Origin of the sequence: Pseudomonas piscis (assembly GCF_009380155.1) — a bacterium.
Taxonomy (GTDB): Bacteria; Pseudomonadota; Gammaproteobacteria; order Pseudomonadales; family Pseudomonadaceae; genus Aquipseudomonas; species Aquipseudomonas piscis.
This window is the reverse complement of record NZ_WHUV01000002.1, coordinates 270,222-296,063: the sequence shown is the minus strand read 5'-3', so window position 1 is coordinate 296,063 and position 25,842 is coordinate 270,222. Positions and strand designations below refer to the sequence as shown.

The 25,842-nt window shown below is 61.2% G+C and carries 22 protein-coding genes and 1 pseudogene; 17 read left to right on the top strand and 6 right to left on the bottom strand.

Annotated elements, in window-relative coordinates; genetic code table 11:
- Positions 1–200 precede the first annotated feature (200 nt).
- The 3 genes from GDH07_RS11440 (at position 201) to GDH07_RS11430 (ending at position 4,162) form a co-directional block, all read left to right on the top strand.
- Positions 201–2,153, top strand: coding sequence for an oxidoreductase (locus GDH07_RS11440; protein ID WP_152897599.1), 1,953 nt, complete (start codon positions 201–203; stop codon positions 2,151–2,153).
- A gap of 73 nt (positions 2,154–2,226) precedes the next feature.
- The gene (locus GDH07_RS11435) at positions 2,227–2,853 is read left to right on the top strand and encodes a helix-turn-helix domain-containing protein (RefSeq protein WP_152897598.1); all 627 of its coding nucleotides are present in this window, start codon (positions 2,227–2,229) and stop codon (positions 2,851–2,853) included.
- 409 nt (positions 2,854–3,262) lie between these two features.
- Entirely contained in the window at positions 3,263–4,162 is a 900-nt protein-coding gene (locus GDH07_RS11430; protein ID WP_152897597.1) for a putative phage abortive infection protein, read from the top strand.
- Positions 4,163–4,337: 175 nt separating this feature from the next.
- On the opposite strand, the gene GDH07_RS11425 is transcribed toward GDH07_RS11430, so the two are convergent.
- Entirely contained in the window at positions 4,338–5,096 is a 759-nt protein-coding gene (locus GDH07_RS11425; RefSeq protein ID WP_343038216.1) for a hypothetical protein, read from the bottom strand.
- A gap of 235 nt (positions 5,097–5,331) precedes the next feature.
- Here GDH07_RS11425 and GDH07_RS11420 point away from each other — a divergent pair.
- Positions 5,332–5,527 (top strand): annotated as a pseudogene (locus tag GDH07_RS11420) (cupin domain-containing protein); the annotation flags it as partial.
- 128 nt (positions 5,528–5,655) lie between these two features.
- Positions 5,656–8,541 carry an AAA family ATPase gene (locus GDH07_RS11415; RefSeq protein WP_152897595.1) on the top strand — a complete coding sequence of 962 codons (2,886 nt, stop codon included), beginning with the start codon at positions 5,656–5,658 and terminating at the stop codon, positions 8,539–8,541.
- Between the two features lie 106 nt (positions 8,542–8,647).
- Here the strand turns inward: GDH07_RS11415 and GDH07_RS11410 are convergent, their stop codons facing one another.
- Complete coding sequence (locus GDH07_RS11410) at positions 8,648–8,941, bottom strand: DUF3077 domain-containing protein (protein WP_068583912.1); 294 nt, start codon at positions 8,939–8,941, stop codon at positions 8,648–8,650.
- A gap of 429 nt (positions 8,942–9,370) precedes the next feature.
- On the opposite strand from GDH07_RS11410, the gene GDH07_RS11405 reads away from it, so the two are divergent.
- Positions 9,371–10,039, top strand: coding sequence for a phytanoyl-CoA dioxygenase family protein (locus GDH07_RS11405; RefSeq protein WP_152897594.1), 669 nt, complete (start codon positions 9,371–9,373; stop codon positions 10,037–10,039).
- A gap of 91 nt (positions 10,040–10,130) precedes the next feature.
- On the opposite strand, the gene GDH07_RS11400 is transcribed toward GDH07_RS11405, so the two are convergent.
- Together GDH07_RS11400 and GDH07_RS11395 are read right to left on the bottom strand one after the other, a co-directional pair.
- Positions 10,131–10,394 carry a hypothetical protein gene (locus GDH07_RS11400; RefSeq protein WP_152897593.1) on the bottom strand — a complete coding sequence of 88 codons (264 nt, stop codon included), beginning with the start codon at positions 10,392–10,394 and terminating at the stop codon, positions 10,131–10,133.
- 20 nt (positions 10,395–10,414) lie between these two features.
- Complete coding sequence (locus tag GDH07_RS11395) at positions 10,415–11,371, bottom strand: helix-turn-helix transcriptional regulator (protein ID WP_152897592.1); 957 nt, start codon at positions 11,369–11,371, stop codon at positions 10,415–10,417.
- Between the two features lie 180 nt (positions 11,372–11,551).
- Between GDH07_RS11395 and GDH07_RS11390 the strand changes: the two genes are divergently transcribed.
- The 5 genes from GDH07_RS11390 to GDH07_RS11370 all read left to right on the top strand — a co-directional run bounded on the left by GDH07_RS11390 (position 11,552) and on the right by GDH07_RS11370 (position 14,644).
- Positions 11,552–11,989 (top strand): hypothetical protein, encoded by a 438-nt coding sequence (locus GDH07_RS11390; RefSeq protein ID WP_124346641.1) that lies wholly within the window; start codon positions 11,552–11,554, stop codon positions 11,987–11,989.
- A gap of 66 nt (positions 11,990–12,055) precedes the next feature.
- Positions 12,056–12,700: a hypothetical protein gene (locus tag GDH07_RS11385; RefSeq protein ID WP_053130527.1), complete on the top strand. Its 645-nt coding sequence runs from the start codon at positions 12,056–12,058 to the stop codon at positions 12,698–12,700.
- Positions 12,678–13,346, top strand: a complete 669-nt coding sequence (locus GDH07_RS11380) for a hypothetical protein (RefSeq protein WP_178124045.1) — start codon at positions 12,678–12,680, stop codon at positions 13,344–13,346. The genes GDH07_RS11385 and GDH07_RS11380 overlap by 23 nt, the downstream gene beginning before the upstream one ends.
- Before the next feature lie 306 nt (positions 13,347–13,652).
- Positions 13,653–13,967, top strand: coding sequence for a DUF2388 domain-containing protein (locus GDH07_RS11375; protein ID WP_068583930.1), 315 nt, complete (start codon positions 13,653–13,655; stop codon positions 13,965–13,967).
- An 11-nt stretch (positions 13,968–13,978) separates the two neighbouring features.
- Positions 13,979–14,644, top strand: a complete 666-nt coding sequence (locus tag GDH07_RS11370) for a TIGR02466 family protein (RefSeq protein ID WP_152897590.1) — start codon at positions 13,979–13,981, stop codon at positions 14,642–14,644.
- A gap of 46 nt (positions 14,645–14,690) precedes the next feature.
- Here GDH07_RS11370 and GDH07_RS11365 read toward each other — a convergent pair whose 3' ends face one another.
- A complete protein-coding gene (locus GDH07_RS11365; protein WP_152897589.1) occupies positions 14,691–15,140 on the bottom strand; it encodes a hypothetical protein in 450 nt (149 codons plus the stop codon).
- Between the two features lie 233 nt (positions 15,141–15,373).
- On the opposite strand from GDH07_RS11365, the gene GDH07_RS11360 reads away from it, so the two are divergent.
- Both GDH07_RS11360 and GDH07_RS11355 read left to right on the top strand, forming a co-directional pair.
- Positions 15,374–17,437, top strand: coding sequence for a hypothetical protein (locus GDH07_RS11360; protein WP_152897588.1), 2,064 nt, complete (start codon positions 15,374–15,376; stop codon positions 17,435–17,437).
- A gap of 13 nt (positions 17,438–17,450) precedes the next feature.
- A complete protein-coding gene (locus GDH07_RS11355) occupies positions 17,451–18,050 on the top strand; it encodes a hypothetical protein (protein WP_152897587.1) in 600 nt (199 codons plus the stop codon).
- Between the two features lie 78 nt (positions 18,051–18,128).
- On the opposite strand, the gene GDH07_RS11350 is transcribed toward GDH07_RS11355, so the two are convergent.
- Positions 18,129–19,040 carry a LysR family transcriptional regulator gene (locus tag GDH07_RS11350; RefSeq protein WP_022639884.1) on the bottom strand — a complete coding sequence of 304 codons (912 nt, stop codon included), beginning with the start codon at positions 19,038–19,040 and terminating at the stop codon, positions 18,129–18,131.
- 187 nt (positions 19,041–19,227) lie between these two features.
- Here GDH07_RS11350 and GDH07_RS11345 point away from each other — a divergent pair, with 187 nt between their 5' ends.
- The 4 genes from GDH07_RS11345 to GDH07_RS11330 all read left to right on the top strand — a co-directional run bounded on the left by GDH07_RS11345 (position 19,228) and on the right by GDH07_RS11330 (position 25,837).
- Entirely contained in the window at positions 19,228–19,605 is a 378-nt protein-coding gene (locus tag GDH07_RS11345; protein ID WP_178124044.1) for a peptidoglycan-binding domain-containing protein, read from the top strand.
- A gap of 76 nt (positions 19,606–19,681) precedes the next feature.
- Positions 19,682–21,373: a peptidoglycan D,D-transpeptidase FtsI family protein gene (locus GDH07_RS11340; protein WP_152897585.1), complete on the top strand. Its 1,692-nt coding sequence runs from the start codon at positions 19,682–19,684 to the stop codon at positions 21,371–21,373.
- Positions 21,374–21,530: 157 nt separating this feature from the next.
- A complete protein-coding gene (gene mrdA, locus GDH07_RS11335) occupies positions 21,531–23,453 on the top strand; it encodes a penicillin-binding protein 2 (protein WP_152897584.1) in 1,923 nt (640 codons plus the stop codon).
- 41 nt (positions 23,454–23,494) lie between these two features.
- Positions 23,495–25,837, top strand: a complete 2,343-nt coding sequence (locus GDH07_RS11330; protein ID WP_152897583.1) for a penicillin-binding protein 1A — start codon at positions 23,495–23,497, stop codon at positions 25,835–25,837.
- Positions 25,838–25,842: the final 5 nt, after the last annotated feature.

Sequence of the window (25,842 nt, the reverse complement as noted above, 5' to 3'; positions counted from 1 at the left end):
GACGGTGCCCTGCCGGACAGCTCCGGCACGGCCCTTTTTTATTGTTGTGAGGGGCGCCCCGCAGGCTGGGGCGCCAATCGAAGCTACTGCAAGGATCAGTAAAAAAACAAGTTGATTTTTTACTACCGGTAAATTTTTATAGGCAAACAATAACAACGCCAAGGCATCGCCCTGCCCTTGGCCAGCCTGGAGCCCGCGCCATGACCACCGCCTTCCCGCACCTCTTCGCGCCGTTGCAGATCCGTGGCAAGCGCCTGAAGAACCGCATCATGTCCAGCGGCCACGACACCTCGATGCCCACCGACAACCTGGTCAACGAGCAGTTGATCGCCTATCACCGGGCCCGGGCCGAAGGCGGGGTCGGGCTGATCGTGTTGCAGGTGGCTGGGGTCCACGACAGTGCGCGCTACACCAGCCACGTGCTGATGGCCACCGACGATGCCTGCATCGACGGCTACCGGCGCCTGGCCGAGACCTGCCATGCCCACGGCACGCTGGTGCTGTCCCAGGTGTTTCATCCGGGGCGCGAGATCATGGAGTCCGCCGACGGCCTGCTGGCGGTGGCCTATGCCCCCTCGGGCGTGCCCAACGAGCGCTTCCGGGTCATGCCCCGGGCCCTGGACCAGGAGATGATCGACGCGATCATCCAGGGTTACGCCGACGCTGCCCGGCGTCTGCACCAGGCCGGCCTGGACGGCGTGGAGCTGGTGGCCAGCCACGGCTACCTGCCAGCGCAGTTCCTCAACCCGCGGGTCAACCGCCGCAGCGACGGCTACAACGGCGAGCTGGAGCAGCGCCTGCGCTTTATTCGCGAGGTGCTGGCGGCCATGCGCGCCAGCACCGCCGACGACTTCATCATCGGCCTGCGCATCAGCGCCGACGAACGCGACCCCGAGGGCCTGACCGAGGACGAGTCCCTGGCCGCCGCCCAACACCTGCAAGACCAGCTGGACTACCTGCACATCGTCGCCGGCACCTCGGCCTCCCTCGGCGGCGCCGTGCATATCGTCCCGCCCATGGCGGTGGAAGCGGCTTACCTGGCCCGCGAAGCCGGGACCTTCAAGGCCGCGCTGCAGATCCCGCTGTTCGTCACCGGGCGCATCAACCAGCCCCAGGAAGCCGAGGCCATCCTCGCCAAAGGCCAGGCCGACGTGTGCGGCATGACCCGGGCGCTGATCTGCGATCCGCAAATGCCCAACAAGAGCGACAGCGGCCGGGTCGACGACGTGCGTGCCTGCATCGCCTGCAACCAGGCGTGCATCGGCCACTTCCACAAGGGCCTGCCGATTTCCTGCATCCAGCACCCGGAAACCGGCCGCGAACTGCTGTACGCCCAGGCTCGGCCGGCCCAACAGCGCAAGCGCATCCTGGTGGTGGGCGGTGGCCCGGCGGGCATGAAGGCCGCCGCCGTCGCCGCCCAGCGCGGCCACCAGGTGACCCTCTACGAAGCCGGCTCCCAGCTCGGTGGCCAGGTGCTGCTGGCGCAACTGCTGCCCCGGCGCAGCGAATTCGGCGGCGCCAGCACCAACCTGCAACGGGAAATGCAACTGGCCGGGGTCGAGGTGGTGCGCAACACCCGGGTCGATCGCGCCCTGGTGGAGCGCGAACAGCCCGATCACGTGATCATCGCCACCGGCGCCCGCCCCTACTGGCCCCATTTCGAGCGCGCCGGCGAGCTGCAAGTGGTGGACGCCTGGCAAGTGCTGCGCGACGAGGTCCAGCTCGGGCGCTCGGTGGTGGTGGCCGACTGGCGCTGCGACTGGATCGGCCCGGGCATCGCCGAGCGCCTGCTGCGCGCCGGGCACCAGGTGCAACTGGCGGTCAACGGCACCCACTGCGGCGAAAGCCTGCCGCTGTACGTGCGCGACCAACTGGCCGGGGAACTGCACAAGCTGGGGCTGCCGATCATCCCCTACGCCCGCCTCTACGGCTGCGACGACAACACCGTGTACCTGCAGCACACCGCCAGCGGCGAGCCGATGCTGCTGGAAAACGTCGACAGCCTGGTGCTGTGCCAGGGCCACCAGCCGGTGGACGACCTGGGTGAGCAACTCAAGGGCCTGGTGGCCTTCCAGCGCATCGGCGACTGCCTGGCCCCGCGCACCGTCGAAGAAGCCATCCACGAAGGCTTGAAAGTCGCCTGGGCGCTTTGAGGCTGCTTTATACTCCAGGGCTTTTGCAGGACGGGTGCTCGGACGCGCCCGCCTTCCAAGCCTGGAGCCCGCCATGACCCAAAGCAGCAAGACGCCGCCCGCGAGCCACCTGCCCGAGCCCGGCGGCGACCACCAGGCCCCCGGCGGCCCGCAGTTCCTTGGCACGCGCATCCGCGGCCTGCGCAAACGCCGCGGCCTGACCCTGAGCGAACTGGCCCGGCAGAGCGAACTCACCGCCGGCTACATCAGCCAGCTGGAACGCAACCTCGCCTACCCCTCCATCCCCGCCCTGTTCAACATCGCCCGTAGCCTGGGCGTGACCATCCAGTGGTTCTTCGCCAGCGAAACCCAGACCGCCCCCGAAGACCAGGGCTACGTGGTGCGCAAGAAACAGCGGCTGCAGGTGAACTACGAAAACGGCATCGTCGACCAACTGCTGACCCCACAACCGACCCAGCAACTGGAATTCTTGCACTCACGCTTTCCCCCGGGCACCTACAGCAAGGAGAGCTACAGCCATGAGGGCGAGGAAGCCGGGTATGTGCTGTCGGGGAGCTTCGAGCTGTGGGTGGGCGAGCGCTATTTCCAGCTGAGCGAGGGGGACAGCTTCAGGTTCTCCAGCCAGGAGCCGCATAAGTATGGGAACCCTGGAGAGGAGGATGCGGTGGTGCTGTGGGTGATCACGCCGCCGACGTTTTGAGGGGAATGGGTAAAGGCTGCTACCGATCGCGCAGATGGGAGATCTGTCTCCATTAAATTATTGGTTTGAGGGGTCAATGCATGATCAAGAAGGTCGAGATTGATCTACCAAGGACAGCATGAGTCGGAGGTGCCACCGAACGAAAGCTATCGGCCAGGAGCAACCTCTAGGGGAACATGGCTAATACCTCGTCACGAGCGATAGTAACCGGCTAAAACCTATGGACACGCTGTTAGCGACTTCGTAATTTCCGTGAAGGCTAGGTCGTTTTTTTCCGCCTCATGTCGAATTTCCACCGCTACTATCAACCTGCTGAAAGAGTTATTAATGGACAAAAAACTTTATCAGACATAATTGGCGAAAAAATCATTCCCAATTGTGTCGTTTACTTATAGTCAGAGATCTAAAAATGGATTTTAGCAAGATAATCCCTAATAGTTTGTCCCTCCCTAAAACTGATACCATGCAGTACTACGGGCTGCTTGGGGACTACATGGGTGGCTTTTGGGGGACACTTATCGGAGCATTCACCCTCATTGCAGTAATTCTCACATGGAGGGCGACTAGGCATACCGAATACAGATCAAAGACATACCAAGTTTTTGCCGAGATGCTTAGAACTCATGAGGAAATTGTTTCCTCTATGCAGGTAAACAGCTTTAAAGGTCGCGATGCTCTCGTTCTCGTTCTGAGCGAGTTTTATGCAATTTATAAAATAACAAAATCCGTATCTGACACTGGCGCAGCATGGGACATAAACAGTCAGATCGATATTGCGTACACGTACACTTTTTTTGGCCCACACGTAGTGGCTTCGACCGCGTTAAAGCACTACGATCAAAAGCACATAAAGAGCGTGCATGATGCAATTCATGAGACAAGACGAGGAAATAAAGATCCCAAAAAAATATACTCCGGACACCAGAACCGACTCTCTCACTACTTTAGAAACCTATACTCAGCCTATGTATTTATTGAGTCATCCAGCCTGAGTAAAAATGAAAAACTTTCTCTTGCCAAGGTTCTTCGATCGAAGCTTTCAAATTACGAGCAGGCGCTAATAGTTCTCAATGTAATTAGCCACCTTGGGCAAGACTGGGAAAGATCAGGCATACTCTTAAAATACAAGCCAATAAAAAACATACCAGAAATGTTTTTTACCTTCAGTAAAGATTTTATGTTGAAAAACAGATTTCCATATATAGATTTCGAGTGGGAGTCATCAGCGACACATTCAGTAAAAGCACATTCATTTAGCTGGAAGAAAAATCGCTTCGTCTATATCAGAGAATTAAAAAGAGATCTCTAACAACGCGTTCAACTTGGGCGACATTGCCATGCATCACTCTTTCCGTTACTGACAACTAACTGTCACAGGCTGGGAAGTAGAACTGCTGCAGCAACCACTCGCTGAACTGTGCCTCGATCAGCAGAGCGGGTTGCTCGCCCATTTCATTCAGGCGCGGTTAATCATTTGTTTCCAGTTACGGGTGAGTTTCATTAGTGGCGCTGCTGAGCTTCAGCCTTTCTATTGCCCTGGTGCATCCATGCTCGGCGGCTTTATTGAGAAACCGCACCTGCTCTTGCTTAAGGTTTTGCGTCAACATTTGAGTCGCCATACTCATATAAAGGTTGGCGCGAAAACTTTTTTCGTCGAGCAACACGATTGGTTTGCTGTCAGAGCGGCTATTTCTATCGCAACTCGGCATCATCGTTGGCTGGGGGTAGTACCTGCTATACAGGGTTTCATCATTAGGCAACGCGTCGACAAGTGACCGATACCCAGGTGTTTTAACCTCATCGAAGCAATAGAAAAGCATCTGCAAACCCGCTGGAGTAAATCCGTTACTGAAACTGGATTTTAGGAGAGTGCAGACCTTTTCAGCGACTTGATCGCGAGATTCAAATGTCGACAACATTAGCGCTAGACGGTACTGCGCTGCTGGGTTGCCTTCCTCAGCAGAACGCTTGAGCAAAGGTACTCCTTCATTTACAAGCCGAAGCATTTCGTCTCTATATTGTTCTTTTTTTTGGTCGGGAACCTTTTCACTGACCGCTAACTGCTTTCGAAAAGTGAACATATCGTTTTGTAATTCATCGATTTTTTCTAGGTAAGGCAGCGCTTTGAAGTACAGCATCTCGCTTTCGGCGGATATTTTTAGATCACTTTCATTCGCACTTGCGAATGCAGCTAAAAAGACAGAAGCAAGAGCCAAAAAGCTCTTAATGGATGATTTTTCCACTGGGAACGTCCTTTGTATCTTCATTATGATTAAAACTAATGCTGAATCGCCCATACGTTGGTAAAAGACAGAATGACCGCTTCCAACCTGCTCAGTACTTCATTCTCTCCATGCTGAAAAACGATCTTCGTATTTGAAAACTTCAAACAGAGGAACTCGTCCATTTAGCCTAACGGGCACGTTCACCACGCTCCGGCCGCCGCATTCGGGAGGGTAACCAGCCCATCGAAACACTACAAGTTACAGCCATGATGCCGGAAGACTCCGGCTATGTTCTGCTGGGGGGCTTTGAGCTGTGGGTGGGGGAACGGTATTTTCAGCTGAGCTAGGGGGACAGCTTTAATTTCTCCAGCCAGGAACCGCATAAGTATGGGAACCCTGGGACGGAAGATGAGGTGGTGTTGTGGGTGATCACGCCGCCGACGTTTTGAGGGGGAAACGGCAGCTATCGGCCAAAAGCGGCCGGTAGGATTGCTGAGCTGAGTTACTGCAGATACCTGCCTGATGGCGAGATGCCCCGCTCAGGCTAGGCTGAAGATACTTCAGGGAGGGCATGCGAATGAGTCAATATCTATTGAGCTTTGCCAGAAGCCACTTGAGTGGTAAATCAGATGGTTATCTGGCCCTTCTCTGGTGCATAGCCAAGGCGAGCCAGGATCGCGGACGCTATTCAGACCACATCAAGTCCTATCTCGCGTCGAACGCTGACCAACTACTGAATACTAATTTTCAACGTATTGGTGCGCTGTTTAAAAGGGGGCTGGAGTCTAGGCCGGAACTGGACTGGGTGGCGCTTTCAGGCCTCAGCCCATTGCTGGATTTGCAGGTTAAAAACTTCAGGGGCTTCGGCGAGTTGAGTGCGGATGACAGGGGATGCTTTCTGCGTTTTAGCAAAATGAAGAACATCTTCTACGCACCTAATGGTGGGGGGAAGTCTTCGCTTTGCGAGGCGATTGAGTACGGCACGACCGGGCATATCAAAGAGGCAGATCGCCGGAAAACGAAGGTGAAGACCTATATTGCGAGGGGCAGTGTAAAGCCGACGCTGTCGTTGGTGGGCCGGGACAGAAAAGCCGTGACCAAGAGTCTAGCTTGGTCAGCGTGCTTCATTGATCGCAACCGTCTTCAAGAGTTCTCATTGCTCGGCTCTAAGGATACTGGGAGCGCTGAAAGCGATGTAGTGGCCAGCCTCTTCGGCCTTGAAGAGTTTCAAGAGGTCATCGGGCGGTTCGTGAAACCGGAGAGTTTCAATCTCACCCAGTACTTGAAGCCAGACCAGGCCGAAGCGTTGACCCAGGTTGAATTAGACCGAAAAGACCTTCTTGCCGAACGCCAGGGTCACTTCAAAAGCATGACTGAGATCAATGACCAAGTATGCGAGGCGCTCGGTCTGCAGTCGGATCAGCAATCTGCTGTTCGAATTAGATTTTTGCGGCTGAAGAGCGAGATTGAGCTGAAGATCCGCAAGGCTGAACAATTGAAACTTGCAGAAGCTCCAGTCGTTGATTCTTTCGTTCGAATCGAGCGCGCAGCACGTACCGCTCGCTACCTCCTTGCCCGAAAGTCGATGATCGAGGCCCTTTTTTTAAAAAGTGCCAAGGATGTTAACTACGAAGCCGTTTACTTGGCCATTAAAGACCTGGGCCAAGTGGAAGAAAATGGCACCTGTCCAGCATGCTCTACTCCGTTGCAACTCGTCGTGGAGAACCCATTTGAAAAGGCAAAACGAGAGCTTCAGGCCTTAAGCCGGCTGGAGCGCTTAAGAGCTGCTGACCAACGCAATGACGAGAAGATTCTTCAAGTCGTTAAAGCGGTGGCCGCTGGGCTTGTGGGAGTCGAAAAGAACACCCGGCTGGATATCCCTTGTCGTCTTCATCTAGACGACCTCAAAAGCAAACTGGCCAACCTCCAGACATCTGCCGATCGAGGAGCGTGTGCGGCATGCGTGCTAAGTCACTTTGACTCGCTTGTTAGAGATGAGGCAGCCGAGATTGAGACCTACCTACAGGCTTGTGAACAGAAGGCCGAAGTGTTTGCGCAAGCTTCGGAGGAGATCTCTCGCCTAGGTAGTTCGGTCGAGTTACTCCAGCAGAAGCAAGATTCAATCAAAGACCTGTTTGGTACCAAAAACACCTGCAGAAAACTGATTGAGACTGCAGGCAAAAAAATCGCGGGCCTCATTGTTCGACGAAATAGTTTAAAACGTGATGATGCCGATACGGCTCGGTTCAATACCCTCATTCGTCAGTTGCAGGATGAGTACAGCAACCTCTATCAAGATCTGCAGGGATACAAACTGCACCTTGAGAAAGCACGTATTACTGGGATCGAGACGAAAGCAGCTGAGTACTACAAAGCCATCAACGATCATGACGATGAGCATGAGCGTATTGATTCTATCCGCTTCGAGAAGATCAACGACAACTATCGAATCAAGATCAACGGCGCAAACGGCACAGTGCAGGATGCTTTCTCGGTGTTGAGCGAAGGGCACCTTCGTGTGCTCGGCCTCTCGCTTCTGCTGGCAATGGCAGAGAAGAATAAGCTCCCACTGATTGTCTTCGATGACGTCGTGAACGCGATCGATAGCGATCATCGGTCGAACATCATCGATCTATTCTTCTCTGACCGTTACCTTCGGCGTACTCAGATGGTCGTGACAACACATGACCGTCTGTTCTGGGAGCGCTTCTGCATCATCGCTGATCGGCACCCTCAAGCCGATCAGCATACAAGTTGCGTTTTGAGTTATACGAACAAAGGCATCGTGGCGCTCGACCACTCCGGTGGGTTTCAAGGCAAGGTGCACGATGCATTGCGCGTTTATGACGTGAGGCAGGCATTGATCTATTGCCGGATTTGGTTCGAGTCGATTGTGATCGAGTACTGCCTGGAAAATGCCGTGTTTATCACTGCTCAGTTCGGTAAGTCTCAACTGAAGAAGAACGTATATCTGCAGGTCAGCTTGGAGAGAACCTTCTCACTGCTCGAGCCGGTGCTCGCTTACGATCCTGTCCACTTCAATCTGATCAAAAATGATCTGGTGAACTGGGCCGGCCAGAACCAAGAACACCACGCATTTGATGAGGGAAGTTTAAACTTCGTACATTCAAAAACCAGTAGGGAAGTGGTCAGGATCTACGACGCGATTCGCTTACTTGAATGCCAGCTTTTCCCTCTCAAGAAGGAAATTGCATGTAAGGCATTGCTGGTTGAAGTGAACGATAAGATCGATCAGTGGGTAGGGAAGCTTGCCAAACTTGCCCAGGCCCCAGAAGGGGTGCAAAAGGACGCTGAGGCGCGCCTGAGACTCTTGCGCAGGCGGGCAGATGAGCTGACTCAGGAGCTAGCCTACATCACCGTCTGCCTTGCCGAGATGGCCAAACTGAATCTGCCAAACGGCCAGATACAGCCGGATAATGAGCTTTTGGAAGAGGAAAGGTAGGAAACAGACGTCCGCTATTGGCCGAAAGCTGCCTCCTCAAATCTCAAAGACGCCGCTTATCAACCAACAATAAGCGGCGCTTCTATCTACTTAGTACGGTGTAGCCCTAACTCAGAGCCCCTCCCTCAGCCGCTCTTCCACCCAACCCCAAACTCACATCATCTATCACCGCCTTACCCATCTCCGCCAAAAAGTGCGAAGCCCAAGCATAGCGCTCACCCTGCTCTTCCATCGCGGCATCCAGCGCAAGTTTCTTGGCGTAGTACAGGAGTGTCGAGGCGTGCTCCAACGCCTGCTCCAAAGGCACATCAGCGTTTACGCGAAACAGCGTTAATTCAGGATCGGCACAACTGCCAAAGGTAACGAAACCCAACGTCTTGACTGTGGTGGAAGTGCTCATCGGACACCTCCTACAACAGCCCGGAGACGGGTATTACGAAAGGAAGGTCCAGATAGATTACGGGCGTACATGATTGAAACTCCCATATCGGTAATGAGAGCTGCCGCGTTCGTTCTCAGGCGAATGGGTGGCAGCTGTGCGCGGGCTGAGAAACCGGAGATACAGGAACCCGGCAGACCCGAAGGTCTCCCACGCACAGCCGCCATAACACGAATAGACGGGCACAAAAATGCGCCAGCATCGTGGGCGGGCGCTTGTGCGCCTGCATCTTACCGGGTTCTCAGGCCCGGTCGCTGATTTTGCAGCGACCGCAGCAGGCTAGGCGCTCTGCTCAGGGTCCGGCAACCGCTAAACCGTAGCCGGTTATGTTGCTCGGATTAGCGAGCCGTTATGCTCTCCCCCACCACGGATAAGGACATCTGCCCCCTCATGATCGACCGCGAACAACTCCATCAAAACGGTTACCAGTTGCTGCGCCAAGCAGTGCCCGCCGATTGGCTGGCTGAGCTGCGGGCCACGTTCGAGGCGGGGGTGATTGCGCCTGAGCAATGGCCGGTGCCTCGGGGGCCGGACTGGCGTCATGCGCTGGTGGATCTGGATGCGCGGGTGCAGGCGGTCTGTCGGTTGCCAGCGGTGCTGGCGGTGGCCGGCGAGTTGATTGGGGAGCGTTTTTTTCTGGCTCAGGTGGAGGGCCGCGAGCCGTTGCCGGGAGGCGGTCATCAGGCGCTGCATCGGGATCTGTCGGAGCAGCGCCTCGGGGATCGGGCCATTGCCCTGGTCTATCTCGATGACTATGGACCGGCCAATGGCGCGACGCGCATCGTGCCCGGCAGTCACCGCCCGGGGGAGCTTTTGGCGCCCTTTGATTTCAGCGATGAGTGCCATGCGGTGCAGCTCTCGGGCGCTGCGGGAGACATTCTGCTGTTCGATGCCGATCTGGTGCATGGGGCCAGCCTGAACCCCGGCGGCGCGCGCCGCCGCAGCTTGCTGATCAGCTATTGCGCCCAGGGGTTGTATGAGGCCCATCTGCAAACGCTGGGCCTGCGCTTTGTGCGCATGGATACCAGCGAGCGCTTCGAGCCTGCGGACTTTGTCTGAGTGGGCTCGGGCGCCAGGGATGCGTCAGCCAAAGTGTGGCGCTCACTCAGGCTGTCCTTGAACTAATCCGTTGCGCGGTCAACCGCCCCCCTCACTCTCCACGCCCATGGGCCACGGCCAGTGCCAACAAGCGGGTGAAGTTGGCGATGGCGAAATACAGGTCATCCAGGGTGTCGCCATCCCACTCCTCCACCGCTTCGCGCTGGGCGGTCAGCGTGGCGATGCGCGCCTCGATCTCGACGATTTCCGCCTCGCCACACTGCCGGGCGATGGCCTCCCAGGCAGCCTGGGGAATGTTCTGCTGCACAGAGAGGCCAGCCTTGGCTTCAGCGATCAGCGCAGTCAATGTGCTCATGGTTCATCATCCTCAAGAGGCTAGGGCTTGCCGCGTTCCACCCCTGGCGGGTGGCCGAAGTGGGCTTTATAGGCGTGGTTGAAATTGGCGGGGTTGGCGTAGCCCAGGCGATAGGCAATCTGCGCCACTTGCCATTTGCCCTGGCGCAACAGGGTGCGGGCCAGTTCCATGCGCTGCTGGCGCAGGTACTGCAGCATCGACTGGCCGAAGACCTGGGCGAAGGCCCGGCGCAGGGTGGTTTCCCCCACGCCCAGTTGCTGGGCCAGGGCCTGGCTGCCGGGCGGCTCGATCAGCTGGGCGTCGAGCAGGCGCCGGGCTTCGTGGGCCAGGTCCAGGCGACCACGTACCGTTGGCGGTGGCCCGGGGCGCTGGCCTTGCAGGTGCGCCGCCAGCTCCACCAGCACCGCCAGGCTCAGGCTCTCCTGGTGCAGGCGCTCCAGGGCGCCCTGGTACGGCGACTGGTATAGCCGTCGCAGCAGGTTGCCCAGGGCCTGGCAGCGCTGGAATTCGCTGAAGCACATGCCGTCGTCCAGCAGGCCGAGCAAGGGTTGCAGGCTGGAGTCTTCCTCGGCCAGTTCGCGCAGGTAATGCCCGGCGATACGCAGCCCGGAGAGGCAGGCGTGGCTGCCGGCGGGCAGTTGGTCCACCGCTTCCATGGTCTCGCTCAGACCCAGGGCGTGGGGCGCACCGGGGGTGTAGTGGTTGAGCTGGCCATCGACCCGGTGCCGCCACTGGCCGTCGAGCACCTGGACGATGCACAGGCTGTCGGGCAGCACCTTGTGGATGCGCAGCGGCTCGGGAAATTGCAGGTTGCAGTCGAAGTACTGCACATGGGCGCGCACGGTGCGGGCGCGGTAGTGGCCGATGGCGCTGCCCATCACTCGGCGGGCAGTGGGATCGAAGACCCCGGCACGGGCCAGGGCGCCGGGCCGGTCGAAGCGAAATTGGGTGTCGAGATAGGGGTTCCAGCATTCCATCGGTAAAGCGTGTCCATGACTGCCTGGCGTGCGGTGGCCAATGGTAACCCACTCACACTTTGTCCATCGCCACTTGTGAGCGACGGCATTTTTAGTGTGCGCGACGGTCATAGTGCTTGGCAGCGCGGCCAGCGCCGACTTCAATAGCTGCCCCTTTTCAATTTCTCAGGAGCGTGAAGGATGCACTTGTATAGCCGATGGACGGCCGCATGGGCCATGGCGTTGGCCCTGGTGGCCGGGATGGCCGGGATGGCCCAGGCCGAGGAACGCCCGCAGGTGGCGGACAAGATGGTGGCCTACAACGGCCCGCACGGGGTGAAGGTCTGGACCCTGCGCATCGGCGAGCGCAGCGCCAACCAGGCGCTGGTGCAGGTGGAAGACGCCGACCACGACTGGAACATGCGCATCCAGAAGATGAACGTGGAACAGACCTCCCGCGACACGCGCTATTTCACCCAGGTCGACGGCCAGAAGTTCGTGGTGCTGGTGCTCCAGGAAGGCTATGGCGAGCTGCACCTGCCGGGCCAGGCCAAGCCGCTGAAGGTGGGTTATGACGACAACCTGTCCAGCTATGGCAATGCCCAGGCCTTCCTCAACGACTACCTCAAGGCGCAATGACCCTCACGCGGGCGAGCGCCCCCGCGCCGCCCGTGCTTGTTCCCTCCCCTGATCCAAGGCTCCCCCATGACCGATGCCCAACACCCCGATTCCGCCCTCCCGCCCATGGCCGAGCATCCCCAGGCCGCCCAGCGCCAGCGAGTGATCGCCGAGCTGCAACAGGTGATCGAGCGCGTGCCTGAGCAGAGCGAGTTCACCAACACCCGCCGCTACCAGGTGTTCGGCCCGTTGCTGACCCTCGCGTCCCTCGGCGCCCTGGCCCTGGGCCTGCACCAGGGCAAGACCGGCCTGCTGCTCTGCGGCCTGTTCCTGACCCTGCTGTTCGCCGTGGTCAGCTGGCAGCACCGCAACGCCGGCCAGCAGGTCTTCATGCGCCTGACCCGGCGCCAGTTGTTCGCCGAGCCGTTGAGCGCGCCAGTCAACCTCACCGACGTGGTGGACATCCAGGTCAAGGACGAGCTGCTGCAAACCCTGCAACAACTGACCTTGCGCGCCGACGCCCCGCTGCCCAGCCATCGCCCGGTGCGCCAGCTGTTCGGCAACCAGGCAGTGGCCCTGCGCGACCCGCAACCGCAGATCCGCATCCACTCCGCCGGCCTGATGCGCGCCGGGCAAAAACTCAGCGTCGATGACATCTCGGCCCTGCTGGACGCCTACTGCCAGGCCGCCAACGCCCAGCAGCAACTGGATGAGCTGCAAGGCCGTGGATAACGCCGGCAAGGAAGCGCTGCTGGAACAACTGCAAGCGGCCGCCGACGGCCCCCAGGGCCAGTGCGAGATTCATGAGCGCTGCCTGGGCCAGGCGGCCCTGCTGGCCCTGCTCTCGGTGCTGTTGCTGGCCATCGGCGGCTGGTTGGCCAGCCTGCCCACGGCCTGGCAGTTGCACTCGGCCCAGCTGTTGTTCTGGGTGCCTGGCGCGCTGCTGCTCGGCGCTGGGCTCGCCGGCCTGATGGGGGCCGAGGCCCTGCGCCGACGCCACGGCCAGCGGGTGCTGGCACTGAGCGCCGACAGCCTGCAGTTCGCCAACGCCACCGAACCCACGCCCTGGACCTGTTTCGATGCCTTCGAACTGGAGCAGCGCTACCTGAGCCTGGCCGTGGTGTTCTCGGTGAGCGCCGGCCAGCGCGCGCCAGAGCTGGCCCCGGCCGGCTTCAAGGCCGTGGCCGCGCCCAACGCCCGGAGCGTGGCGGCGGGCATGCGGGTCCGCCTGTGGCTGTGCAATCCCATGCTCGACGGCCGACGCCTGGGCTTCGAAGACCTGACCGACCTGCTCTACGCCTACCTGGAGGCGGCCCAGGCCCATCGCACCCTGGGCCAGCTGTTCCCCGAGGTGCAGCGCTTGGGCGCCAGGCCATAGCCCCTACCCCGACTGAAACCGCTACCGCACCCCGCCGCTGCTCTACCAGCAGAGGCGGCGGCGAAAACCCAGCCAACAGCGCTGAAAATAGGCGATCCGGCACTTAATTCGCCGCGCCGCTGCGGCGGTTTCCGATAATCAATTTCTGGCTGTTGAGGGCAACTTGAAAGTTGCCTGCAAAGTTTAAAAAAGACCCGCCCATCGCACTTTTTAACAATCTTTAGCAAAAGCCCTGAGGTTGCCGAAGGTTACCCGTTGGTAGGGTTCACCCCCGAATTTAACCCCAACTTAACCTTCGTAGATCCAATGAAACGGCCAAACTTTCCCCACCTGTTATGTGTTGTTTGCGGCCTGATGAGCATGCATGCCCACGCCACCAGTTTCGTCATGACCACCGATATTTCGGTCAGTCTCACCATGAGTGCGTCCAAAGGCACTAGCGGCTCGTTCAAGGACGACAAGATCGTGCTGGCCGCCAAGGACGATGCAGCGGCATTCGTTGCCAGTGACGGCGATATTCGCGGGGTCCGCATTGAAGCGGCATTTGCCAGGATTCGCCAAGTAACGGGAGACTCGCAACTCTCGGACCTGCAACTAGCCAGAGCCATCCTGGTACTTTAAATGGAATTTACATGCCTCTTGCCAACACCCTCGTGGACCCGCAACTGATCAATATCCGCCATCTGTTCGCCACGCCGGTAGCGAGCCTGCGCCACCCCGATGCCCAAGCGCTGAATGTGCAACTCAAGGCCCTGATCGACAGCCGCATGGCCCAGGACCTGCGCGGCGCGCAGCACAGCAACGACGGCGGCTGGCAATCGGCGAGCGATTTCAACCTCTGGGGAGGCACGACTTGCGAATCCCTGGTGCAATTCGCCAAGGACTTCGCCAGCCAACTCACTGCGGTGCACAGCGAACAATACGGCCTGGTCGAACCCAACTTCGAGTGGAAGATCAACGCCTGGGTCAACGTCAATCAAGCCGGCCATGCCAATGCACTGCATGGGCACCCCGGGGCATTCTGGTCCGGGGTCTATTGGGTCGATACCGGCGGGCGCGAAGAGCAACTGCAGGTGGGAGGCGATATCGAATTCATCGACCCCAGGGGCATGATCGCCTCGACTTATAACCCGGCACTGCGCATGCGCATCAAGGACTGTTTGGCTGCGGGCTTTGGCATCACCCAAGTTCCGGAAAGTGGCACCTTCCTGATGTTTCCCTCATGGCTTTTGCATTCGGTGCAACGCTATTCAGGCAACCGGCCAAGAATATCCATCGCTTTCAACTTCGGTGTTTGAAACAACGTGCGATTTAACCGAGTTGATCGGCAGGCAGATGCAACTTTCAGGCAGTAGGTCGCGCGATATTCAAACGATAAAAAGCCTCGTCCAGCGTCCGCAAAAGACTCGCCGGCGCTGCCGCAAAAAGCACCCGCAGCGCTTCGGTAACACGGTCATCGCGTTGCCCGCAGGCCGCAAGTGCCTCGACTGCGGCGCGAGGCACCAGGGTGGCGCGGGTCGCGTCGCACAAGATCGCCCACTGCCCTGTCGGGTACCACACCGCAGCAAACACCGCTGTTCCACGCTCCTCGTGCTGGCGGGCATTGGGGTTGCCGCCCACGTCCTGCAAGAGCCTCGGCAGCGCGTGGGGGCTGCTGACGAAAGCATGCTCCAGGCTGGCGAACTTGTGCGCCGCCAGGGTGTGGCGACGCCAGGCACAACGCACATGGGCGGCGCCGAACTCCAGTGATTCGCCGGGCATTTCACGGACCTGGGTCCAGGATAAAGCGGTCATTGGTGGCTCCTTGCGGTACATGCAATGCCTGCCCCGAATGAAGGGTGGCAGCGTGTGACGAGCCCTTGCTCGTTTTTGCTCGAAGCCTAGTCGTTTTTAGCGAATCCAACCTGGCCATCAGGGACAGTCCTCAGGATTGGACTCTGGTCCAAGGTCGCCCTCTACAAAAGAGACTTGTAGAAAGTCAGCAGTCCCTGGATGCGCTGCTAAGCTGCACGATATGGCCAGAAGCCATGTCCCTTTCTCCTCGCGTTATCTCGTATTTCCAGTACGAGATAAGACCGAACAAGGAGCTACCCATGGACAAGGATTGTTATGCGCCCCACCTAGTACAGGGTGCTCAAGGGCGTAAGAAGTTTGCGCTACCAATGGGTGTCCTGCTCATCCTTTTGTTCTTCGCTTCAATAGCGCAGGGCGGCCCGCCTGTATTCATTCCCGGTCCCGTACCCAGTCCAGTGACACCAGGCTATTACGGCATGAAACCGATTGGCATGCAGGTCGGCAATGACCCTACCTTCGGGCCGATGTGTGAAGGTCCGGTCGGCCCGGCGATGTGTGAGTCAGTGAATCGCTACATCGGACTACAGCAGCGTGCGGCCATGATTCATATGGCGCCCCCAATAAACTTCCATCCACAAGTAGGACCAATCTGCTCCGGCCCTTTAGGTCCAGGTCCGTGCTATGACGTAGCGATGTGGATCGCCATGGCCAGCGAAGCCGAGAACACCATCCTTCTGCCAGTTCTGACCACTACACCTATGGGGCCGATCTGTGCTGGCCCGCTTGGACCAGGACCATGTACCCAGGTGAAGGTCTTCATTCTTCAACAATCGATGAATCTAGCTCCACCAGCGGCGCCAAATCTGCAACAGCTAAATGTCGTCGGCAATGTAAATACCCCGTTCGGACGATCTCCCGTCTGCCAGGGGCCGATGGGCCCCATGCCCTGCACCCTGCTTCCACAGATGGGGCTCGACGCTTGGTCAGGCCCAGTTCCAGGACAACAACAGTTTGGCTTACCGGCAGCGCTTCAGAGTGAACCAATGCGCCTGGCCAGGGAATGCGCAAGACTAGTAGGTGCTGACGTTAGTCGCTTCGCAGGTTGTGCAGGTCAGAAAATCATCTTGCCCCAGCGCGACCAGGCACTTCTGGACTGCGCCGTCAGCAATCGCACTGCTCTGGACTTCAGCAAATGCGCCGCACCAAACTTCGGGCTCACTCTCCCCGAGAACCAACGCAAAGCTGTCCAGTGTTCCCTCAGTGCCAAGGGCAACCCAGAAGCTTTCATCAGTTGTACGGGCCTGACGATACCTGCCATTGAGCTTAGTTCCGAGCAGCGAGCCATCATTCAATGCGGCACGACTGCCGGCGATCCCGAGTCTTTTGCCAACTGCGCTGCGCCAAGTGTCATGGGGCAGTCGGAGCAGGCGGTCCTGCGATGCGCTGTAGAGTCAAAAGACAGTAGCGCATTTGCCTCTTGCGCCGCCGGCCAGTTGTCGATCAAAGCGTCAGAGGACCAGCGAGTCGTCGCTCAGTGCGCCATGCAGTCAAAAGGCGACACCAACGACTTTTTCAGCTGCGCTGGCAACGCTTTTGCCGGGAAGAACCTGTCGAATGATCAAAAGGCCGTGCTTAAGTGCGCCCATGACTCAGAGGGCGATACCAGTGCCTTTGCCGCTTGCGCAGCTGGCGACCTAGTGACCAAGAATCTCAGTCGCGAACAACAAATCGCCATACGTTGCGCCGCCGAAAGTGGTGGTGATCCCACGGCTACCGCAGTCTGTGCCGGTACCAACCTGATGGCCTTGAATCTCAATCCCGAACAGCAAATAGCAGTTCAGTGCGTCGCCGCCACAGGCGGTGAACCGTATTCCGCTGCTGGCTGCATGGCTAGCCGCCTCACCATGCGCGAGCTTACAAAATGCTTCAATGAGGGCATTGGCGGCAGCGGATGCTTTGGTGACAGCAACGATCTGATTGGTAAAAACGGTTGGGTAGCACGAAGCCTCGGGGAGATTGCTGGCGGGCCTAACTCAGTCATTCACAACCCCGACCAGATATGGGGCGGCGACAACTCTTTCGCTCGCAACCCTGGTCAGATATGGGGTGGTCCAAATTCAGTCTTCAATAATCCCAATCAGGTGCTGGGCGGGCCCAATTCGTTTTTCAACAATCCCCAGCAAGTCTTCGGTGGGCCAAATTCAGTCTTCAACAATCCGGGCCAGATTCTGCCCCAGCCACGACCAATGGTACTGGGCAAAATCGGTGGCAAGCGTGTTTGTTTACCCTGGTGTTAACGGAGCTCTTACTATGCCGTTCAAGCCGATACTGACCCGTACCCTCGGAGTCCTTGCACTGCTGGCCTCTGCAGCCGCACAGGCCGGTCCACACAAGGAACTGGATCTGCGGGTGAAATCAGATGCCGACGGGCTTGAGCGCGAGATACTCATCTGTGCTCGTCCATCGGGAACAGCTAGTGTTCCCGGCCATATGTTCCTCGCCTTCAGCACTCGCTCCGCCGTCTCCGGGCACCGTACCTACTACACCATCGGCCACACCACGAGCGCCCCATTGGCGCAAACCCTGTTGACCTACACCGGCCTGATCCCGAATGTTTCGGGATACCTTACCGAGGAACGCTATACGCATGCTCAAGAGCAGTGCCTGGTTCTCGCCGTAAACCAAGGGGATTACGACAGGGCTTTCGCGCTCGCTCGTCCCTCGATGGAGCAAATCGCCGGAAACATGACGTCTGCCGGTCCGTTGCTCCTAGGCTATAGCTTAGGTGCCAACGACTGCATGACCTTGGCCATAGGCGTGGCCAAGATCTTTCCGGGTATCAAGGTACCGGAACGCAAAGCGACTGAACTTCCAATGGATTATGTCCGCCGACTAATCGACTCAAATTAAAGCCAAGCTGGAAGGTGGAGCCGCTGATAGCTGGTTGACTCCGGCTTTCTAACATCCGTTCGAGTAAATAGGTCCCTCTCACTGCAAAAAGAAATGCTCCTTGATGCAATCCAGGATCAGCGCCTTGACCACCTGCATCGCTTCATCGTGCTTGCTGCCCACGCGCATGCCGATCTCCAGCTCGTAGGACGGCATCGGCACGGGACAGGGAAAGGTTTGCAACGAGGTGATCCGCGCCATCGCCCGGGCGGCGTGGGTCGGCACGGTAGTGATCAGGCTGGAGCCCACCAGCAGGAACGGCACGGCGGCAAAGTGCGAGGTCGAGACCTTGACCGTGCGCTTGTAGCCGGCGGCGTTCAGCCCTTCGTCGACGATGCCCACGTAGCCGGCCGAGGACACCAGCAGGTGCGGGCGCCCCGCGTAGTCTGCGGCGCTCTGGGGGATCGAGTTGTGGGCATCGGCGATACATAGGTAGTTGCCCCGGCCCAGGCGGGTGCGGGTCACCAGTTGGGATGAGAAGCCGCCGGCGCTGATGGCGATATCGACCTTGTGGCCCATGAGCATGTCCTGCACCACGCCGCTGTGGGTCTGGCGGAAGATGATCCGCAGCCCGGGCAAGCGCTGCTCCACCGCCGCCAGGATCTGTTGCCCGAGGGCGATCTCGCTGTCGTCGGAAAGGCCGATGGTAATGGTCCGGCCACGGGTCTCCCGGCCGCCCACCGACAGGCTCAGGGCCAGGCGGCAACGATCGATAGCCTCGCCGATCAGCGGCGCCAGCTCATTGGCCCGGGTGGTCGGGCGCAGGCCACGGCCGGTGCGCTCGAACAGCGGATCGCCGTAGATGTCCCGCAGGCGCCCGAGGGCGGCGCTGACCGCCGGCTGGGTGACCCCAAGGCGAATGGCGGCCCGACTGGCCCCGCCCTCCTCGATCAAGGCGACGAACACCCGGAGCAGGTTGAGGTCCACCGCTTCGATATCAACTGGATTCATATCAGATAGCCCATATAGCGCGTTGCTCTATATTCTAGCCTTCTTAAAATGTCCCCCCATAACCTTTTATCGCCCACTAAGCGATTGAGCGATAAGGCTTTTCAAGCGACACAGGAATATCCGCAGCCGGTGCAACCCGGTCCCGATGGGCACCAGGAAAGGCACGGCGGATACCAGGGGACTAGACATGAAACAGCATGCCAAGCACGGCGCAGCCCTGGCGGCCTTGGCCCTGCTGCTGGCGGTGCCTGCCGGGGCGTTCTCGGCAACGCTGGCGAGCCAGGAGCCAGGCACAGGTACCGCCGGCCCCTGCTCAGCGCCCGAGCCACACTGCATGCAGGAGGCCCCAGGCTCGGCATCCGGCCAGCAGGTCATCAGCCAGTTGCAACTGGCGCTGGCCGCACGGGACTACTACCAGGGCCTGGTCGATGGCGTGGCGGGTGAACAGACCGCCCAGGCGATCTTCCTATTCCAGATGGACTGCGAGTTGCCGCTGACCGGCAGCCTCAATGCCCGGATCCTCAAGTTGTTGCACATCCCCAGCCCTGCCTGGTTAACCGAATGACGCCACGGCTGGACCCGCCGTGTACGACCTCTTCAAGCCATCGACTGCCCGCCGCGGGCCTGCAAAGCACTGCCCCATGACTCCAGCATCAACCACCCGCCAGCCCTGGCGCTTCAGCCTGGCCGTGGCCATCGTCGCCGGCATGGCCCTGGCGATCTGCGCACGGATCATCCAGCTGCAAGTGACCGACAAGGCCTTCCTGATCAAGCAGGGCGATGCCCGCAGCCTGCGGCACCTCGGCCTGCCCGCGTACCGGGGGCTGATCACCGACCGCAACGGCCAGCCGCTGTCGGTGAGCACCCCGGTCACCACCCTGTGGGCCAACCCCCGGCAGTTGCTCGAACAACGCCCGCATTGGCCGGCCCTGGCCCAGGCCCTGGAAATCCCGCCAGCCCGCCTGGAGGCCTTGCTGCTGGGCAATCGCCACAAGGCGTTTCTCTACCTGCATCGGCGCCTGGCACCGCAAGTCGCCGAACGCATGCTGCAGCAAGTGCAAGCGCTCGAGATCGACGGTGTGCACGCCGTGCAAGAGTCGCGGCGCTTCTACCCGGCCGGGGCGACGGCGGCCCATGCGGTGGGTTTCACCGATATCGACAACCGCGGCAGCGAGGGCATCGAGCTCGCCTATGACCCACTGCTGCGCGGGCACGATGGCTTGCAACGGGTGCTGAAGGATCGGCGTGGGCAGTTGATCCAGGACCTGGGCGTGTCCCGCCCGGCCCGACCCGGCCAGCACCTGGCGCTGTCCCTGGACCTGCGCTTGCAGTACGTCGCCCATCGCGAGCTGCACCAAGGCATCGAGGACAACGGTGCCGATGCCGGCAGCGTGGTGATCCTAGACGTCAAGACCGGAGAAATCCTCGCCCTGGCCAACCAGCCCAGCTACAACCCCAACAACCGCGCACAACTGAGCCCGGCAATGATGCGCAACCGCGCCGTGGTGGACGTGTTCGAGCCAGCCTCGACTATCAAGCCGTTCTCGGTGGCGGCGGCCCTGGAAAGCGGGCGCTGGAAACCCGGCGACAGCGTGCACGTCGACACCGGCACCCTGAAGGTCGGCCGCTACACCATCCGCGATGCCTCCAGGACCGCCGGCCAGACCCTGGACCTGACCGGCATCCTGGTGCGTTCGAGCAACGTGGCGATCAGCAAGGTGGCCTTCGACATCGGCGCGCCACGCATCCATGACCTGCTGCAACGGGTCGGCCTGGGCCAGGCAACGGGCCTTGAATTTCCCGGCGAACGGCTCGGCGTGCTGCCCAACCGGGCAACCTGGCGCCCGAGCGAAACCGCTACCCTCGCCTACGGCTACGGCCTCTCGGTCAGCGCGGTGCAACTGGCCAGGGCCTACGCCACCCTGGCCAACGGTGGCGTCCGCCTGCCCTTGTCGCTGCTGCGGCTATCGGCGCCGCCCAAGGGCGTGCAGGCCATGGCGCCGGAGGTGGCCAACCGCGTGCGGGACATGCTGGTGCAGGTGGTCGAGGGGCCACGGGGCATCTACCGGGCGCGGGTCGCGGGTTACCAGGTGGGCGGCAAGAGCGGCACGGCGCGCAAGACCGGTGCCGGAGTCCAGGGCTACCTGGCGCACTCCTACCGGGCGGTGTTCGCCGGTTTCGCCCCGGCTGCCGCGCCGCGCTACGTGATCGTGGTGGTGGTGGACAACCCGCGCCGGCACGGCTTCTTCGGCGGCCTGGTAGCGGCGCCTTTGTTCAGCCGGATCATGGCCGAGACCCTGCGCCTGAACCAGGTCGCTCCGGACCCGGGCTGAGGCCAGCCCATGTCCATGCTTGTGCGCATCCGTCCACCGCCACGGCACGCCGCGCTCCGACCCACGATCGTGGTTGCCCCCGGCGACCACCGCCAATGTTCCCCATGCTGGCCGGCCATCCACCTGGCCGGTCACTGCCCAGCCCCAAGAGTCTTCGATGCCAGAGCACACCCCCTTCCACGATCAGGCCGGCAACCAGCGGATCGTCAACCGCCGCATCATCGCCAGCGCCGTGCTGGTGATCGTCCTGACCTGCGCGCTGGTGGGCCGGCTGTATGTCCTGCAGGTGACGCAACACGACTACCAGGTGGCGGTGTCCGAGAAGAACCGCATCCACCTGCGCCCGATCCCGCCGCCCCGGGGCCTGGTGTATGACCGCAACAAGGTGCTGCTGGCGGGCAACGTGCCGACCTTCAACCTGTTCCTCACCCGCGAGCGGGCCGGCGACGTGGCGACGGTGATCGCCCGGCTGAGCCGGATCCTCGACCTGGACGCCGGGCAACAGGCGCGGATCGCCAAGTTGCTGCAACGCCGTGGGCGGGCCTTCGAGCCGCTGATGCTGCTGCCGGACCTGAACGAGCGGCAGATCGCCCTGATCGCGGTGAACCAGTTCCACCTGCCGGGCCTGGACGTCCAGGCGCAGTTCTCGCGGGTCTATCCCTTGGGGGAACATTTCGCCCACTCGGTGGGTTATGTCGGGCGGATCAACGAACAGGAATACTCGCGTCTCGACCCGGCCAAGTACCTGCGCAGCCAGTTGATCGGCAAGACCGGCATCGAGCGTTTCTATGAAGAGGCGCTGCATGGCCGCATGGGCTACGAAGAGGTGGAGACCAACGCCCAGGGTCGGGTCATGCGGGTACTGCGTCGCCAGCCGCCGGTGCCCGGCCAGGACGTCGTGCTGAGCCTGGACGTGCGCTTGCAGGGCGCCGCCGAAGCGGCCCTTGGCGAGCGTCGGGGCGCGGTGGTGGCCCTGGACCCGGACACCGGCCAGGTGCTGGCCATGGTCAGCCGCCCGAGCTTCGACCCCAACCCCTTCGTCAAGGGCATCGGTGCCGGGGCCTATGCCGCCCTGCGCGACTCCGCCGACATGCCGCTGTTCAACCGAGTGCTGCGCGGGCTCTACCCGCCCGGCTCGACCATCAAGCCCATGGTGGTGGTCGCCGGGCTCGACAGCGGCGTGACCACCCCGAGCCAGCGGGTGTTCGATCGCGGCTACTACGAACTGCCCAACTACCGGCACAAGTACCGCAACTGGAATCGCGGCGGCGATGGCTGGGTGGACATGTACGACGCGATCATGCGGTCCAATGACACCTACTTCTACGACCTGGCGCACAAGCTGGGCATCCGCCGGCTGCACGACTACCTCAGCGAGTTCGGCCTGGGGCAGCGGGTGTCCATCGACATGTTCGAGGAGTCGCCCGGGCTGATGCCATCCCCGGAGTGGAAACGCGCGACCCGCCGCCAGGACTGGTACCCCGGGGAGACCCTGATCCTGGGAATCGGCCAGGGCTACATGCAGGTCACCCCCCTGCAACTGGCCCAGGCCACCAGCCTGATCGCCAGTCGAGGTATCTGGCACCGGCCGCACCTGGCGCTGTCGGTCGGCGGCCAGGCCCTGGTCGACCCACAGCCGCTGCCGGACATCCGCCTCAAGGACCCGCAGACCTGGGACCGGGTGATCCAGGGCATGCAGATGGTCATGCATCACCCGCGCGGGGTCGGGCGCCGGGCGGCCCGTGGCGCGCAGTACCGGATCGCCGGCAAGAGCGGCACCGCCCAGGTGGTGGCGATCAAGCAGGGCGAACGCTACAACCGCGCCAAGACCCATGAACGCCACCGCGACAACGCCTTGTTCGTCGGCTTCGCCCCGGCCCAGCGCCCGGCCATCGTGGTCGCCGTGATGATCGAGAACGGCGAGGCCGGCGCCCGGGTGGCAGGTCCGGTGGTGCGCCAGGTGATGGACGCCTGGCTCTTGGATGACAGCGGCCGGCTCAAGGCCGAGTACGCCGTGCCGGCCGCCGGGGAGCAGGCGGCGCTCGGCGAACCACGGCGCACCGCCAGCGCAACCCTTTGAGGCCCATGCCGGGCCCATCGCCAACCGCAGTCGAGGAACCTTTGATGCGACTACTGAAGAACCTGGGCTGGTGTGCCCTGGCCATCGCCAGCCTGCTGGTGCTCGGCGCCAGCGGCACCTACCTGTACCTGCAACCGCAACTGCCCGATGTAGCGACGCTCAAGGACGTGCAGTTGCAAGAGCCGCTGCAGATCCTCAGCCACGAGGGCAAGCTGATCGCCGAATTCGGCGAGATCCGCCGGATTCCCCTCGCCAACGCCGATATCCCCGATGACTTCCTCGCGGCCTTCATGGCCGCCGAGGATGGCAACTTCCGCCAGCACTCCGGCGTCGATCCCTCGGGGCTGCTACGCGCGGCCCTGGAGCTGGCCAGGAGCGGGCATGTGCGCTCCGGGGGCAGCACCATCACCATGCAGGTGGCGAAGAACTTCTTCCTCAGCCAGGAGCGGACCTTCTCGCGCAAGCTGACCGAGATCCTGCTGGCCTTGCAGATCGAACGCAGCCTGTCCAAGGACGAGATCTTCAACCTGTACGTCAACAAGATCTACCTGGGCAAGCGCGCCTACGGCATCGCCGCTGCCGCGCAGGTCTACTACGGCAAGCCGGTGGCGCAACTGACCCTGGCCCAGACGGCGATGATCGCCGGCCTGCCCAAGGCGCCGTCGCGCTTCAACCCGATCAACAACCCGACCCGGGCCAAGCAGCGCCGGGACTGGATCCTGGGGCGCATGCACGAGCTGGGCAGCATCGATGCCGCGCGCTACCAGGCAGCCCTGGCCGAGCCGCTCACGGCCCGCTACCACGCACCGGAACCCGAGGTGGACGCGCCCTACGTGGCGGAGATGGCCCGGGCGCAGATGGTCGAGCGTTTCGGCGAACAGGCCTACACCCGTGGGCTGCAGGTGGTGACGACGGTCACCGCGCCATTGCAGGCGGCGGCCAACAGCGCGCTGCAAAAGGGCTTGAAGGTGTATGACCGGCGCCACGGTTATCGCGGCCCCGAAGCCCAGCTGCGTGGCACGCCGCGGCCGGACTGGCCACAAGCGCTGCAGGCCTACCCGACCCTGGGCGGCCTGAAGGCGGTGGCGGTGACCCAGGTCCTGGACCAGAGCCTGGTGATCATCGATGGCAGTGGCCGGGAACACGCCGTGCCCTGGTCGACCATGGCCTGGGCCCGGCCCTTCATCAGCCACAACGCACTGGGCCGCGCCCCGGCGCGACCGGCCGACCTGATCAAGGTGGGCGATGTGATCCGCGTCGAACAACAAGATGCACAGCCACTGGCCTTCAGCCAGGTGCCAAAGGCCCAGGGTGCGCTGGTGTCGGTGGCAGCGGAAGATGGCGCGATCCGCGCGCTGGTGGGCGGCTTCGACTTCCAGCAGAGCCACTTCAACCGGGTGCTGCAAGCCAAGCGCCAGCCGGGTTCGAGCTTCAAGCCCTTCATCTACGCCGCAGCGCTGGACAACGGTTTTACCCCGGCGAGCATCGTCAACGACGCGCCCATAGTGCTGGACAGCGACTACGCCGGCCCGGCCTGGCGCCCACGCAACGAGAACCGCACCTTCCTCGGCCCGATCCGCTTGCGCGAGGCGCTGTATCGCTCGCGGAACATGATCGCGATCCGCCTGGTGCAGGCCATGGGCATCGACCCGACCCTCGACTACATCCGGCGCTTCGGGTTCGCCGCCGACGATCTGCCGCGCAACCTGTCCCTGGCCCTGGGCACGGCCTCGGTGACGCCCATGGAGGTGGTCGCGGCCTGGAGCGTGTTCGCCAACGGCGGCTACCGGGTCACGCCCTACCTCATCGAGCGCATCGAGGACCGCAATGGCCAGCTGCTCTTCGCCGCCAACCCGAGCTGCGCCCCCAGCCTGCGCAATCCGGCACCAGCCGCCGTGGCCGAACAGGTGGTGGACGGCCGTACCACCTACCTGCTGACCAGCATGCTCCAGGACGTGATCAAGCGCGGCACCGGGCGCGCTGCCGCCGCCATGGGGCGACCGGACATCGCCGGCAAGACCGGCACCACCAACGACGCCAAGGACTCCTGGTTCACCGGCTACAACGGCGACTACGTGACCAGCGTCTGGGCCGGTTTCGACCAGCCGCAAAGCCTGGGCCGCCGGGAATGGGGGGTGACCATCGCCCTGCCGATCTGGATGGACTACATGGGTCAGGCCCTGGCGGGCAAGGCCCCCTACTCGCAGCCCGAACCGCCGGGCATCGTCACCCGGCGCATCCACCTGGAAGATGGCACGGCGGCGCCCGCGGACGCCGCGCACACGGCCATGGAGCTGTTCAAGAGCGAGAACGCACCGGCGCTGGAGAGTACCGCGCCCGCCTCGAACCCGGCCGTGGAGCGCACCTTGCAGGAGCTGTTCTGAACCCC

Coding starts and splice junctions, on each gene's coding strand:
- GDH07_RS11440 (WP_152897599.1), top strand. CDS start 201: ATGACCACCGCCTTCCCGCACCTCTTCGCGCCGTTGCAGATCCGTGGC.
- GDH07_RS11435 (WP_152897598.1), top strand. CDS start 2,227: ATGACCCAAAGCAGCAAGACGCCGCCCGCGAGCCACCTGCCCGAGCCC.
- GDH07_RS11430 (WP_152897597.1), top strand. CDS start 3,263: ATGGATTTTAGCAAGATAATCCCTAATAGTTTGTCCCTCCCTAAAACT.
- GDH07_RS11415 (WP_152897595.1), top strand. CDS start 5,656: ATGAGTCAATATCTATTGAGCTTTGCCAGAAGCCACTTGAGTGGTAAA.
- GDH07_RS11410 (WP_068583912.1), bottom strand. CDS start 8,941: ATGAGCACTTCCACCACAGTCAAGACGTTGGGTTTCGTTACCTTTGGC.
- GDH07_RS11405 (WP_152897594.1), top strand. CDS start 9,371: ATGATCGACCGCGAACAACTCCATCAAAACGGTTACCAGTTGCTGCGC.
- GDH07_RS11400 (WP_152897593.1), bottom strand. CDS start 10,394: ATGAGCACATTGACTGCGCTGATCGCTGAAGCCAAGGCTGGCCTCTCT.
- GDH07_RS11395 (WP_152897592.1), bottom strand. CDS start 11,371: ATGGAATGCTGGAACCCCTATCTCGACACCCAATTTCGCTTCGACCGG.
- GDH07_RS11390 (WP_124346641.1), top strand. CDS start 11,552: ATGCACTTGTATAGCCGATGGACGGCCGCATGGGCCATGGCGTTGGCC.
- GDH07_RS11385 (WP_053130527.1), top strand. CDS start 12,056: ATGACCGATGCCCAACACCCCGATTCCGCCCTCCCGCCCATGGCCGAG.
- GDH07_RS11380 (WP_178124045.1), top strand. CDS start 12,678: ATGAGCTGCAAGGCCGTGGATAACGCCGGCAAGGAAGCGCTGCTGGAA.
- GDH07_RS11375 (WP_068583930.1), top strand. CDS start 13,653: ATGAAACGGCCAAACTTTCCCCACCTGTTATGTGTTGTTTGCGGCCTG.
- GDH07_RS11370 (WP_152897590.1), top strand. CDS start 13,979: ATGCCTCTTGCCAACACCCTCGTGGACCCGCAACTGATCAATATCCGC.
- GDH07_RS11365 (WP_152897589.1), bottom strand. CDS start 15,140: ATGACCGCTTTATCCTGGACCCAGGTCCGTGAAATGCCCGGCGAATCA.
- GDH07_RS11360 (WP_152897588.1), top strand. CDS start 15,374: ATGTCCCTTTCTCCTCGCGTTATCTCGTATTTCCAGTACGAGATAAGA.
- GDH07_RS11355 (WP_152897587.1), top strand. CDS start 17,451: ATGCCGTTCAAGCCGATACTGACCCGTACCCTCGGAGTCCTTGCACTG.
- GDH07_RS11350 (WP_022639884.1), bottom strand. CDS start 19,040: ATGAATCCAGTTGATATCGAAGCGGTGGACCTCAACCTGCTCCGGGTG.
- GDH07_RS11345 (WP_178124044.1), top strand. CDS start 19,228: ATGAAACAGCATGCCAAGCACGGCGCAGCCCTGGCGGCCTTGGCCCTG.
- GDH07_RS11340 (WP_152897585.1), top strand. CDS start 19,682: ATGACTCCAGCATCAACCACCCGCCAGCCCTGGCGCTTCAGCCTGGCC.
- mrdA (WP_152897584.1), top strand. CDS start 21,531: ATGCCAGAGCACACCCCCTTCCACGATCAGGCCGGCAACCAGCGGATC.